The following is a 14,316-nucleotide window of genomic DNA, read 5'->3' as shown; positions in this document are numbered from 1 at the left end:
TGGAGAGATCTATTAGGTCTTTGTCCTATAGATTTCTCCATTCCGCTGCGCTTCATCCGATAGCTATCGGATCGGAATGACGATCATTTTTATTAACTCAATTCAAACTCTTTATTAATCCCAGCTGTATCAAAACCCAGTTTTGGTGCTGCTTTACCGGCAAATAATTTTTCATTATCCAGTCTAATCGGACTTACGGTTGTCTTTATTTTTTTGCCTTCATCTAAATCCAATTCCTGTTCAATCTGTAAGCTTTTATAAGTATTCGTGGCTGTAGCGGTTTGATAATTTAATACTTCTGCGCACCAAATGCCCTGGCCTTCTAAAAGATTAACCCAATATTTTGTGTCTTCTTTTCTGAAGGTTTCGGCCAGGCGGACAATTAATTTATCGCGGTTTTCGAATGCTGAACCAGCCTCAACGTATAAGTCAGTAATATCGCAATTGATGATCGCGCAGATATTCGGCAGGTTGCCCATGGCCATTGCAATATAACCATCTCTGGTTTCGTACATGCCATAAGGAGCGCTTAAATAAGCGTGTGCACTGCCTTTTGCTCCGCTTCTATCGGGCAATTTACCGCCATCATTTAAGTAGGTGGTTAATACCTCAAACTGTACATCTAAAATAGACTCAAGCAAACTCACCTCAACCAAAACACTTTTATTGGTTTTTGCCCTTTTGATCAAAGCGGCCATAATACCTTGTGCCAAATGGTTTCCGCACATGATATCCGAAATGGAAAGTCCGAAAGGAACTGGTCCGTCTACATCAACACCCGATAAAAACGTTAATCCAGAAACGGATTGTACCAGTAAATCCTGACCTGGCTTGTTTTTCCACGGGCCTTCGCTTCCATAGCCGGTTACCATACCGTAAACAATTTTTGGATTGATTTTTTGAACATTTTCATAATCCAGACCAATTTTCTCCATCACACCAGGACGGAAATTATGCGTCATCACATCGGCTTTACTGATCAGTTTTTTCAGTCTTTCTAAATCTTCCGGATTTTTTAAATCGGCGGTATAACTTTCTTTATTCCGGTTGATGGTGTGAAAAAGCAGGCTGTCTTCATCCACAAAAAGATTCTTGATGGATAAAGATCTGCAAGCATCGCCTGTTTTTGGCCGCTCGATTTTAATCACACGGGCGCCTAAATCTGCCAGTTTTAATCCTGCCGATGGTCCTGCCAGAAATTGGCAAAACTCTAAAATCAAAAGTCCTTCAAGCGGTCTGTTCATGATAACACTAAACTTTTAGATTGCTGATACAATTTGTTCATAGCCGATAAAACCTCGATTTCATCTCCACCATTTATTAAATAATCGCGAACAACATCGCCTGCATGGTCTTGAAAATACATCGAACCATGGTAACGCGGACGGAGAAAAGCTCTTTGTAAGGCCGGTAGCGTATTTAGAAAATAATGCTGACTCTGGCGGTTGACTTCTTCGTTTTTCCATGCGGCCAAATGCCCGGGCTGACCGCCACTTTCAAAAAACAAGGTAGCTTGACAAGCTGGAGAGCCTACAAATTCTACATATTTGGCCGCAATCTCCATTGCTTCGCATTTAGCAGAAATGGCTAAACCTGTTCCACCTAGTGTGCTTCTCAGGTTGGTTTTACCATCTAAAGAAATCATATCGTGAAAATGCAAGGTTTTGCGGGCATAACCATTACGCGAATAGTTTGAGTAGCCGTAAGCAAACGGGCAATACGCAATTTCATCGGTTAAAGTCATTGCTTCATATACCTGAATCGGGTTTCTATTGAAGTTTGCTTTATCTATTTTCAAGGCCAGCTCGCGATACATTTTCAAAACTTTTACGCCGATTTCTGTTGAAATTACTTCACTATCATTTTGGCAGGGATCTTCGCCCAGGGAGCAGCAAATGGTATAAAAATTCATTAACACATCGATGGGGATACCAGCAAAAGCAACCAAACCATTATCGGCAAGTTCCAATAGATCTTCAAAAGATTCAGGTAATTGCAAACCCTTTTGAGCCAATAAATCAGGCCTTGAAGCTGCTACAGGAGTTGCAGCATCTATCGGTAAGGCCCATAAGTGTTCATCATAAAAATAACTCTCGTAAGATTGGCCAACAGTGTTTTCTTCCTGATCTTTTAAATATTCTTGAGAAAGGTAAAGGTCTAAAGGCACAATTGATTTTGTTTTGGCGGCAAAACCTGCCCAGGGATGATCGATCACCAACAGATCAAACCGTTCTGCCAACTCCTGGATCGAAAAATCGGCAAATTGCTGCAAACTTCTTTTCTCCCAGGTGATGTTTACATTTGGGTGCAATTCAGAAAATCGCTGTGCCGTAGCCACCATCGGCAAAAGCCCGCGGCTATGGTTCCAGGTTATTCCTTTTAAATTAATCGTATTCTCCACTTTAATTTCTTTTTTTATCTAATGGTTGGTGTCTCCACCGACTATGTTTTTATTTTATTTATTTCGGTTGGTAAGACACCAACCGATAGATCCATTTCTGTTATTCTATTTACCTGTTTTTATCATTATCGATGATGGTGCTAAACCAGCTGATGTAGCTGTTAATTTTATGGTTCCTGATTTTTCTGTTGATTGAAGAATGGCTAAGCATAAACCATGGAAAGCTTTGCGGTAATTGGCTTTAAATGGCTCTAAGCTGGCCTGAAACCCATTATCAACACCTGCAATAAAGCCGACACCTTCAACCCGAAAATCAACCAGATTATCTGCATCAGGCACTACGTTGCCAGCTACATCTAACACGCGAACCGTTACAAACGATAAATCCTTACCATCAGCTTTAATATTTTTTCTATCTGCAATTAATTCAATTTTTGCAGGATCTCCTGCAGTTTTCACTTCACGTATTAAAACATCTTTGCCGTTTTTACGGGATACTGCTTTTAAAGTTCCAGGCTCAAAAGGCACATTCCAACGTACATGTAAATCATCGCCCTGTTTTGATTTTTTTCCTAATGATTTTCCGTTCAGGTACAATTCTACTTCATCAGCATTATTGTAATAAGCCCATACTTCAACCGATTTTCCTTGTTTCCAGTTCCAATGAGGCAGAATGTGTAATACAGGTTTGTTTGTCCACTCGCTCTGGTACATGTAATATGAATCTTTCGGAAAACCTGCTAAATCAACGATTCCAAAGTATGAGCTTCTTGCTGGCCACGGATAAGGTAAAGGCTCACCCAGGTAATCGAAACCTGTCCAAACAAATAAACCCGAAACATGATCATATTTTTTTGCTGCTGCCCAGGTTTCTTCATGTGTAGAACCCCAATAGGCTGAAACATTGTCGTAGGCAGAAGCCGACCACTCGTTATTCCCTTCTGTAAATTTCGTTTTTCCATCTTTTGGCCAGCGACGGATGGTATCGGCAGTATCGTAAAAACCTCTGGTTTCTAAAGCGGAAGTGGTTTCTGTAGCCAAAAACTTAACGCCGGGATAATTTATAGGGAAATCTTTATACAGTTTGTGGTTGTAGTTTAATCCATAGATATCTAATGCATTGGCCTGATAGATGAAGTTTTTTTCTGCTTTTGTTTCTGTTAAAGCTGAGATTACCGGCCGGGTTTTATCCAGATTTTTAACGATGCCAACCAATTCTTTTGAAATCGCGATGCCTGTACTATCAAATTGTTCGCGGATTTCGTTGCCGATGCTCCAAAGGATAATGGATGGGTGGTTACGATCGCGTTTAATCATATCTTCCAGATCTCTTTTGTGCCACGCTGGAAAATCGAGGTGGTAATCGTTTTTGGTTTTCTTTTTCACCCACATATCGAAAGCTTCGTCCATAACCAGGAAACCCATTTTATCGCATAAATCTAAAAACTCAGGAGCAGGTGGATTATGCGCTGTACGGATAGCGTTCACGCCCATTGCTTTCATCATTTCCAGCTGGCGTTCCATAGCCCTCACATTTACGGCAGCACCCAGGGCGCCTAAATCGTGGTGCAAACAAACGCCTAAGATTTTCATTGGCTTTCCGTTTAATGAAAAGCCTTTAACTGCATCGAAATTGAACTCACGAAGCCCAAAAGGTGTTGTATATTGATCAATAATCTTCCCATCAGCTTGTGCAATTTCTACAACCAACTTGTACATTGTAGGATGATCAACAGACCACAGTTTAGGATTAGCTATTCCAAGGCCGCTAATCATCATTGTTGTAGCAGTTTCACTTGTATTGAGCGGCCATTCCTTTTTTTGCAGTTGGCTATTTTTATCGTCCAAAATGGTCGTCAGGATTTTATAAGCACCTTTTGTCTTGAACTTATTTTCAATTTCAATTTCAGCATTTACTGATGCGATACTTTCACCAGGTTTTAATTTTCTGCTTTCGCTGCTTTGACCTTTATCACCACTGATTACGAAGGTTTTTACAAAAGTGCCATTGTGTTTAATTGAAACTTTTGCTGCAGATGTAAGCCAAACATTTCTGTAAATCCCTGAACCCGAATACCAGCGCGAATCAGGCTGCGCTGAATTATCAACTTTAACCGCAATGATATTTTTTCCAACTTTTAAGAATCTGCTGATCTCGTAAGAAAAAGAGCTGTAGCCGTAAGGTTTTTTGCCCAAGTATTGGCCATTGATCCAAACTTCACTATTTTTATACACGCCATCGAATTCGACAGTGATTAATCTATCCTTAAAATTGCCAGGAGCAATAAATTCTTTTCTGTACCAACCAACACCTGTGGGTAAACCACCTCCCTCAGGTTTAGCAGGGTTTTTCTCATCGAATTTGCCTTCAATACTCCAATCGTGCGGTAAAGTGAGTTTTCTCCACTTAAAATCGTTATATGCTGGAGATTTTGCATTTGGTTCGTCACCTAAGAAAAATTTCCAATCTTTGTTAAAACTGGTTCTGATGCGTGAAGTAGAAACGGTCGTCATTTCGACCGTAGTGGAGAAATCTATATTTAAACGATTCTTATAGATTTCTCCATTCCACTGCGCTTCAGTCGAAATGACGATCGATGAATATTTCGCTTCGCAATGATGTGATGCAAATAATACGAAAATAGTCAGCACAAAAATCCAATATGTAAGTTGAGTTATCTTCATCTTAATTCTTTGTTTCGCTTACAAAATTCACTTTACTTTTGCCTAAATCTTTCGATGTAGCCACTGCAATTCCACGCTGATCCTGTTTGTTAACCGCACAATAAAAATGGTACACTGTGCCTTTGTATTTCAGTACGAAAGATTTATGCGCGTATAATTCATCGTATTTTTCTGACGACTCAATCAGGTTATCTCCAGTCCAATCTGTCCAGTTTACCAGGTCGTTTGAGGCAGCAAAGCGGTTAAATGAACCTTTTCTATCTTGCCAGAAAGCACCGAAGTAAAACATTACCCAGGTTCCATTAATGTTTTGAATTACAGCATCTCCTGTAATGCCAACAGGATGATGAACAACAGGGTTTTTATTAAAGCGCTGCCAATGAACCATATCATCAGAAACGGCCATTCCGATCCGTTCGTACCAGCGTGTTTTTTTATTATTCACCAAAGAATCACCCACAGCATTGTAGTACATTACAAACCGATGTCCCGTTAATTTTTGTTTATCTTCAATTACCGTACTTTTAAATAATTTGTTCCGGTTTTCCCACCAACGTACATCTGCATCGCCCGAAGCTAAAACGGGTTTATCTAACCTATTCCATTCTTGCACAATAGATGGATGTTTTATGGTGTATGCTATGCCAATTGATAAAGGCTCCACTTCGTAACCTTTTTCCTTGCCACCGAAATACGACATCCAATATTTGCCATCAAATTGATTTAAAGTATAGCTTCCGCCCCATTTGGTATCCAATAAAGCATTATAACCTGCCTTTTGGTTATCGTCCCAATGTCCGGCATCTCCAAACGACATTAGTTTGCCCTGATTTTCCCAGTGCAATAAATCTTTACTTTTTGCCAGCCAGGTTTCGTAACCACGACCACTAAAAATCAGATAGGTCATATACCAAAACTTTCCCTTGCGGAAAACTGTTGGGCAATCCATTTTATGGTCTTTATCTTCAGGAACCATTACCAGGCCGTATTTGTAAGGTGTTTTTACTTCCTGATAAATTTTTTCCATGGTTTCGGCTGAAACAGGATTAGCGCTTTGGGCATCCAATTTATATGCACTAACAAAAAGGAAAAATGCGAGGATTATCTTTTTCATTTGTACATTAAATTAAATTTATAATAACCTGACCCTACGGTAACCTTGGTTTTGCCATTTTCTGTTCCTGCATCCTCAATTGTTGAATTGTATTCTTCTGAGAAGGTATATTTCGGTAAAACAGGGAAATAAACTGTCGCTTTTGTATTTACCGGAATGTTGATTTCTAAAATGAAATTTTTATCCGTTTTGATCCATTTGGTTGATATTTTGCCGTAAGGAGCATCGTAACTTACATCGGCAGAAGTTAAATTGCCAACCACTTCTGGCTCGATTTTAATATGCTTAAAGGCAACAGAATTTTCTTCCTGTCGAATACCGCCAATGCCACTGTACAGCCATTCCATTAAGTGCCCCAGCATAAAATGATTGTTGGATACCGTTGGCAAGGCCGCCCACGATTCGGTTAAGGCTGTTGCGCCTTTGGCCAGCTGCATCCCGTATCCTGGAACATCTGAGCGACTGTTCATATCAAAAATCACATCTGATTTACCGGCGTCTTCTAAAACACGTAACACATAGCGATAACCAATATCGCCTGCTGTTAAACTATTTTTACGATCTCTGATATCTTTGACTAAATTCGCGATCACAGCATTTTTATGCTTTTCTTCAACCAGTTCCATATAAACTGCCATTGCATTTGCAGTTTGCGATCCTGTTGCATACTGTTTACTTTTTGCATCAAAGAATTTATGGTTGAAAGCATTTTTCACTTCAATGGCAAGTTTCGCATAGGCTATTGCATCAGCCTTTTTGCCCAGCAGCGTAGCCATTTTTTCTAAGATTTTTAAATCATAATAATAAATGGCTGTGCCCGTAACGCCCATTGGGGTTAACTGAGAAACGCCGGGCGGTTTTGGACCCAAATCATACCAATCGCCTAAACCTTGCGATAAAATGTGGTTATTTGCTTTGGTACCCAAATAAGTGATGTAATGCTGCATCATCGGGTAATAATCAACCATAGCTTGTTTATCGCCATACCACTGATATAAATACCATGGTATTAAAATGCCACTGCTGCCCCACTCTGGAGAATCGCGGAACATATCGCCACCCCATTCAAATTTTACATACTCAGGCGCAATTTCAGGGATCAAGCCACTTGCCAATTGCGAGTTTCTCATGTCTTGCAGGGCTTTTTTAAACAAAGGTGCAGCATTGTAATTATACCGTACAGAACTACCCATTAAATGCAATTCCTCTAACCAACCCAATTTTTCACGGTGTGGACAATCGGTAAAAACACTTACCATGTTACTTTTAATCGCCCAATCGATCAGGCTGAAAGTTTTATTGAACAACTCGTTCGAGGATGAAAACTTACCTACCTGCTCAGCGCTATTTCGGATATGCAAAGCTTTTAAAGCTTCTACCACTGATTTGTTGGATGGATTTTCTTTACCGCCTGGAACAGTTCCTTTAACCTGCAGGTAACGGAAGCCTGTATAAAAGAATTTAGGACGCCAGGTTTCCAAACCATCGCCTTTTAAAATGTAGGTAAAATAAGATGGACTGCCGATATTTTTTTGTGTTACCGAACCATCAGCTTTTAATAATTCGGCTGGGGTAATACGGATAGTATCTCCTTTTTTTCCTCGGACTTTCAATTCGATAATTGCAGAAGCATTCTGCCCCATATCATAAACCCATTCGCCATTGGCAAGCGGATTAATATTTTGAGGTGAAAAGTTTTCGAAAATCTTTACAGGTTCTTCTTGCTGCGCATGTAACTCCGGACCATTAACCAATAACGATGATTTCCATTTGCTATCATTAAAACCCGCTAAATCCCAACCTTTTTGCTCGAGGTTGGCATTGTAATCTTCTCCACCGTAAATGCTTGAAAAAGTTATGGGCGATGGCGCGGTTTTCCAACTTTGGTTGCTGATGACATTAGCCGAAGTTCCATCTGTATATTCAATCAACAACCTGCAGATCATTTTCGGATAACCATAGGCTACTTTTAATTTTCTATACCGTTCTTTAACAGGAGGAATATAATAAAAACCATTGCCCAGCATCACTCCGATTGCATTTTCACCTTTCCTTAACTGTTTGGTTAAATCATATGTCAGGTACAAAGCCGCTTTATCATACTTCGTCCAACCGGGTGCTAAAAAGTCATCACCAACTTTCGCGCCGTTTAAACTCATTTCAAAATGGCCTAAACCAGAAATAAAAGCCGTTGCTTTTTTTACTGTTTTCGTTATTGTAAAACCTTTACGGAACATCGGCAAGATATTATTGCCGATGTATTTGTCTTTTTTACCATCCGTTGGCAGACTATTTACGTTAGAATCAGCCAGTTTTTCGTAGGCAATCCATTTTGCACCTTTCCAATCAGCTGTGCTGAGCAAACCCATTTGCCAAAAGGCCGGAGCGCTCCATGCGGATTCATGTCCGGAATTGTCCCAAACACGGACTTTCCAATAATAGGTTTTGCTTGATAATAACTGTTTACCTTTATATTTAATCTGTAACGATTGGCCAGACTTTACTTTTTTAGTGTCCCAAACGTCTCCAATATTTTTATTTAAATTGCTTAAACTGCTGGAAACTACGATTTGATAACCTGTTTGCATGATATTGTGCCTAGCTGACTGCAGTTTCCAGCTCAAATGTGGCGAAAGAACATCGATGCCGATAGGATTGTTCAGATACGCACAATCCAATTGAGCAACCTTAATATCTTGCGCAAAAAGCGAAATGCTTAATAGATAAAGCCAAGAAAATATTACAAGTTTGCTCATTCACTATTGCACACCGTTTCAGATGTTTTGGTTAGGTTTATAAATGGTCGTCAGGGATAAAATCCGTTCAGAAATAAATTCTAAATTCTTCTGAATTAAGCTTTATAAATTTCTTAACTTTAAAATACTATCTCTAATTCAAATATAAATGTTTTTTTTAAATATGAAAACATATATTCGTATTTAAATTATACAAAATCTTCTCTTGGATAAATAAGAAAGCATTTTGTATGTTTGAAATTGTAAAAAATACGATACAGCCAAATTTAAACCCGTATGAACGAAAAAGAATCAAAGTACCAAGCCCCTGCTTTGGATAAAGGACTTGATATATTGGAGTATTTATCAGCACAATCTATCCCATTGTCTCAAACTGAAATTGCTATTGGTATTGAGAAAACGCCCAACGAAATTTACAGGATGTTGATGAGTCTGGAAAGTCGTGGCTATATTTTACGTGATGAAGTTTCGGGCAAGTATAGGCTGTCGTTAAAGCTTTTTTACCTCTCGCACAGGCACTCACCTATTGATGAACTGCGTAAAGCTGCTCAGTTTCCATTAGAAGAACTGGCGAACAGTATCCGTCAATCTTGCCACTTGAGTATTTTGTATATGAACCAGGTAATGGTGATTATTCATGCCAAAAGCCCGGGACCAATTGCGCTTTCTATCGAAGAGGGAAATTTGTTTCCATTGCCACTAACTGCATCAGGAAAGGTTTTATTGGCTTACATGTCGGACGATGAGAGGAATACCACTTTAAAAAACAATGCCATTTTTAAGAAATACCCTAAAACCCAGCAAGAGGATTTTCTGACTTCATTGGAAGATATTCAGCAAACGGGTTCGTATTTCAAAAACAGTGACTCGGTTTCTGGTGTAACCGATCTTTCGGTGCCAATTGGTATTAATGGCAATAATGGAATTATCGCCTGTTTAACCATTTCGATGTTAAATGCACTAAATGTAGATCAAACTATCGCAAATGATGTAATCCTCGCTGAGGCATATAAATGTGTTAAAAAGATAGAGCAGCGGATTGGGGTTTAACCCCCAACCCCCTAGAGGGGGCTTTGACTTTCTGATAGTTAATATAACTGCCAATTGCAATTGCCAACTGATTTGGGCGTTACCCTAATCCCGATGAATCGGGAAAGGGCCGGCTCCGCTTCGCTCTGTTGCTTGCGCTCGTTTCCCAACGAGTGCATAAATAGATAAACGAATTAATCGTTTGTAAACGACAAACTCTTCAACGCTTATAAGCTCATCGTCATTGCGAGGAAGAATGACGAAGCAATCTTAAAGCGGTCGCTATAACCCATAGTAGTAAGATTGCTTCGTCGGCTGAAAAGCCTTCTCGCAATGACGAAACTAACCAGAATACTTCACGCTATAATTTTTGCCTTTTTCGATTGTAACCTCATAAATTCCTTTCGAAACCTCTTTTACTTCAACACCTCTTACAACTGGTTTGGTTTTGCTTTTTATCTTTAGTTTTCCTACCCCTGTTGGAGAAGAAACTTTGATTTCTTTTTTGCTGCAATACACTGATATATCGCCATTGGCTGTTGGTACTATACCTTCCATCCATTCCAAACCACCTAAATTGGGTTCAATGGTGTAAGTTTCATAACCTGGTGTTGTAGGTTGCACACCCAAATAATATTTTCCCAATAAATAAATCGGGCTGGCTCCCCAGGCATGGCAAAGGCTCTTTCCAAAAGGCCTGCCGTACATAGCCAAATGTTCGGTTCCTTTTTTATCCGGGTTGTATTCCTCCCAAAAAGAGGTTGCGCCTAATTTTAACATGCCGCCCCAATAATTTTTCATTTCCTTTAATACATATGGTTGTTCGCCCATGGCACATAATGCTTCAAGCTCATAAAAACGCATATAAGGAGTAGTAATTTTGGCTACTTTATCGTTTAAGAGTACATTTTCTTTAACCGCTGATTTTTGTTCTGGTGTAAAATAATCGAAGAAAATACCGAACATGTTGGCATAGCGGGTTACATTATCTGTTTGTTTATCGTCAATCCGGCTGTGAACCAAAGCACTTTTTTGCTGATTCCAATAAAGTTCAAAAATCTTAGCTTTCAGCACTTTTGCTTGTTGATCATATTTTACAGCACCCTGTGTATCGTTAGCTAATTTGGCACATAAAGCCATCGTTTCTAAACTGCGTGCGTATAAAAGCTGTTCGAAACTTACTTCACCATCTTTACTCAGTTTATCTGCCCAATCGATAAAAATCCAGTCACCTGGCATCCATTCTAACAGGCCATTTTTATTCTTTCTTCCATCGATGTAGGTTATCAACGACTGCATTCGCGGGTAAATATCCTGTACAAACTTCTGGTCGCCGGTAAATTTATAGTAATCATAAATCCCTAAAAACCAATAAAAAGAGTAATCCATAATGGTATTGATGTGCGCCGTTACGGGATCTTTGCCACGTTGAGCAAGCAATGTCCGTTTTACGGTGGGCGCATCAAAAAACGAATAGTAGTTCATCAAATAACTTTGATAAGCATCGCCACTCCACACCCAGCGATCGCGTTTTATGCCATCGATAAAGAACTCGCGGGTATTTAAATGGAAGGTATATTTGGCTACATCGTATATTTTGTTTAGTTCTGAGTCTGATGATTTAAAACTTCCACGTTCCGTTACAGGAGCATATTCGTATAACATGGAAACAGAATCAGCAGATACCGAACCTTCAGATTGATAATTTACATACCTGAAGGCTTTTGAAAGCGGCATAATGGAATCTTTTTTCTGCAACAGGTTAATGTCGAGATAATCTAAGGTTTCACATTTATCGGTTGATAAGGCCTCTTCTTTCGATTCTCCGTAATAAATACTCAGCCTTCCTTTTCCTTTTAAACCGTGTACTTTTATAAAACCAAAAGTTTCTTTTCCGAAATCAGATATTACACCATTGTTTACTTTTTCTATTTTAATAGCTGATTGCGCAACAACGGGCAATTTAAACTGTGATGGCAATTTAGTTGGATCGGTTAAATTCCATGAGCCTGCAGAAACAAAGGTAGTTCCCGATTTATCGGAGGTTTTTCCACTCGCATCGATCCATTCTTTATCTTCGAAAGTAGTGAGCCAGGTTTCATCAGAAGCTACCGTTTTACCCTGAACAAAAATTGCCGGAACATTAGCCTGGTTGTAAACTTTTAAACTCAATTTGTGCTTTCCCGCTGGAATTTGAATGCTTTTTGGAAAGCCCGCAATGGCCTGACCATCGATTTTAACATTGTAAGTACCTTCTACAAACAACTTGACCTCTTCCGATTGAGCAAGATTAAATTCTTTGTGAAAATCGACCAGAACATAATGACTGTCCATTTTCCAGAATACAGGAAAAAAGGAGCCTCTTTCGGTTCTGCGGTTCTGCATTACATTGCTCATGTAAATATCTAAATCGCCCGGGTACCAGATCCAGGATGCCTTTTGCGCGAAAAGTTGTGCCGCCGAGCAAGTGAAAATGGTGAAGAGGATAAGTTTTTTTATGTTTTTCATATTGTTTAGTTTTTATATTTATCGTTATTTCGACTGTAGTGTTCCCAAGGAACTCCTTCAGAGGAGAAATCTTTTAGCCATATAACTTCATAGATTTCTCCATTCCGTTACACTTCAGTCGAAATGACGATCCTTCTAATTTTAATGCCCATTAAAGAAAAGGTAAAGTGTAACCATTACGATTGCAAGCGCTATCCACGAAATCCAGACCGATCTGGATGGCTTTTCGATATTGGCCTGGTGTTCTTCATTAACCGTGTAAATACTTGGCGATCTATCCAGTAAAGAAATCAAAATCGCGATGATCATTAATCCTGCGAAAATGAAAAATGAGAGCATCAGATAATGTGGCCAGAAAGTGTATTTATCTGACGGCAAAATCCAGAGATAAGTAACCCCAACACCCAAGCTTAAAATTGAGCCGATTGAAAGTGTAAAATTCACTGCTTTCCTTGTGGTTCTTTTCCAAAAAACGGTGAGTAAAAACACGACTGATAACGGCGGCGCAATAAAGCCCAAAACAGATTGAAAAACATCGAATAAATTCAATCCTTTAATGTTATCGATGGCCAAAACCACTACAACTGCAAAAATACATCCTGCAACAACTACCCATCGGCCAATGCGGATGATCTGTTTATTACTCGCCTGTGGGTTTATTTTCTTCACATAAATATCCATCGTAAAAACGGTACTTAAAGAGTTTAAAGAAGATCCGATGGTACCCACCAAAACCGCAATCAGCACAACGATTACCAGGCCATTCATACCAGGCGGGAATAAATTGGTTACCATGGTCATATACGCTTCGTTCGGATCTTTTAAACCAGGAAAAAGCACATAACATAATATTCCTGTCCCAATAAATAAGGGTAGGGAAAGGATTTTTAACCAGCCAATAAAACTCACCCCCAACTGCCCTTGTTTTAGGTTCTTAGCACCTAAAACAGATTGAACCATCGATTGATCGGTACAGAAAAAGGCTACAGCTGCAACCGGATAACCCAATAAAATGGCATACCATGGATATTTTGGATCGCTGGCAGGTTGGATTAAATTCCAGAAATGATGTGGTGTTTTTTGATATAAAGCAGAAAGCCCACCAACTTTGTTCAGTCCCAAAAGCATGAGCGATAATGAAACGGCAATCAATAAAATCATCTGGAAAACATTTACTTTGGCAATGGCTTTTAAACCGCCGAAAAAGGTAAACAGTCCAGCAAAAGCAACCAATACAGTAACCGATTGCCACATGGGGATGCCTAAAATCTGGCGGACCAAAAAACCTCCTGCAAATAAACCGAGCGATAACCACGAAATTAAAATCTTAACCAGCGCATACCAGGCAAGGATGTTTTGTGTAGAATCGCCATAACGGTTGCCCATAAATTCGGGCATGGTACTCACTTTGGCAGCGAGGTATTTTGGGGCGAAAACAATGGCCAGTAAGAATAAAAAGATAAAGGCATACCAATCGAAATTAACGGCTACGATACCAGTACTATAGCCAATACTCGCAAAAGCCAATAACATCGACGGACCTACATTGGTGCCCCACATGTTGAAACCGATGCTGCTCCAGTTTAATGATTTATTGGCCAGGAATAGGGTTTCATCTTTGCTTTTCTTTTTCGAAAAACTGGCGCGGTACCCGATAATCATAAGGATAACGAGGTATGCGATGACAATGATGTAATCTAAACTGGTTAATCGTTCTACAATGTTTTCCATTGATTTATTTTGGTGAGTTTGGTTGTGTTATTTCTATTGTTTTTTGCCACGGAATCACAGCATTCATGGCGCCGGCAACGAGCATTTTTAGT

8 protein-coding genes are annotated in these 14,316 nt (G+C 39.5%); 1 reads left to right on the top strand and 7 read right to left on the bottom strand.

The genetic code is table 11. From position 1 onward, the window contains the following. Positions 1-92 precede the first annotated feature (92 nt). The 5 genes from ACN9MR_RS09725 to ACN9MR_RS09705 form a co-directional block, all read right to left on the bottom strand. Positions 93-1,244, bottom strand: coding sequence for a CaiB/BaiF CoA transferase family protein (locus ACN9MR_RS09725; protein WP_426329506.1), 1,152 nt, complete (start codon positions 1,242-1,244; stop codon positions 93-95). Next, positions 1,241-2,401 carry an ABC transporter substrate-binding protein gene (locus ACN9MR_RS09720; RefSeq protein WP_426329505.1) on the bottom strand — a complete coding sequence of 387 codons (1,161 nt, stop codon included), beginning with the start codon at positions 2,399-2,401 and terminating at the stop codon, positions 1,241-1,243. Before ACN9MR_RS09720 ends, ACN9MR_RS09725 begins: the two co-directional genes overlap by 4 nt. Before the next feature lie 105 nt (positions 2,402-2,506). Further along, positions 2,507-5,086, bottom strand: coding sequence for a glycoside hydrolase family 2 TIM barrel-domain containing protein (locus ACN9MR_RS09715; RefSeq protein WP_426329504.1), 2,580 nt, complete (start codon positions 5,084-5,086; stop codon positions 2,507-2,509). A 1-nt stretch (position 5,087) separates the two neighbouring features. Beyond that, the gene (locus tag ACN9MR_RS09710) at positions 5,088-6,200 is read right to left on the bottom strand and encodes a glycosylase (protein WP_426329503.1); all 1,113 of its coding nucleotides are present in this window, start codon (positions 6,198-6,200) and stop codon (positions 5,088-5,090) included. Beyond that, entirely contained in the window at positions 6,197-8,956 is a 2,760-nt protein-coding gene (locus ACN9MR_RS09705; protein ID WP_426329502.1) for a family 78 glycoside hydrolase catalytic domain, read from the bottom strand. Before ACN9MR_RS09705 ends, ACN9MR_RS09710 begins: the two co-directional genes overlap by 4 nt. 276 nt (positions 8,957-9,232) lie before the next feature. Here ACN9MR_RS09705 and ACN9MR_RS09700 point away from each other — a divergent pair, with 276 nt between their 5' ends. Beyond that, positions 9,233-10,006, top strand: coding sequence for an IclR family transcriptional regulator (locus tag ACN9MR_RS09700; RefSeq protein WP_426329501.1), 774 nt, complete (start codon positions 9,233-9,235; stop codon positions 10,004-10,006). A gap of 321 nt (positions 10,007-10,327) precedes the next feature. Here ACN9MR_RS09700 and ACN9MR_RS09695 read toward each other — a convergent pair whose 3' ends face one another. Together ACN9MR_RS09695 and ACN9MR_RS09690 are read right to left on the bottom strand one after the other, a co-directional pair. Further along, entirely contained in the window at positions 10,328-12,493 is a 2,166-nt protein-coding gene (locus tag ACN9MR_RS09695) for an amylo-alpha-1,6-glucosidase (protein ID WP_426329500.1), read from the bottom strand. Between the two features lie 141 nt (positions 12,494-12,634). Continuing rightward, the gene (locus tag ACN9MR_RS09690) at positions 12,635-14,224 is read right to left on the bottom strand and encodes a sodium:solute symporter family transporter (RefSeq protein WP_426329499.1); all 1,590 of its coding nucleotides are present in this window, start codon (positions 14,222-14,224) and stop codon (positions 12,635-12,637) included. Positions 14,225-14,316: the final 92 nt, after the last annotated feature.

The organism is Pedobacter sp. R-06, from assembly GCF_049913135.1.
Classification (GTDB): Bacteria; Bacteroidota; Bacteroidia; order Sphingobacteriales; family Sphingobacteriaceae; genus Pedobacter.
This window is presented reverse-complemented; position numbering and strand designations above follow the sequence as displayed.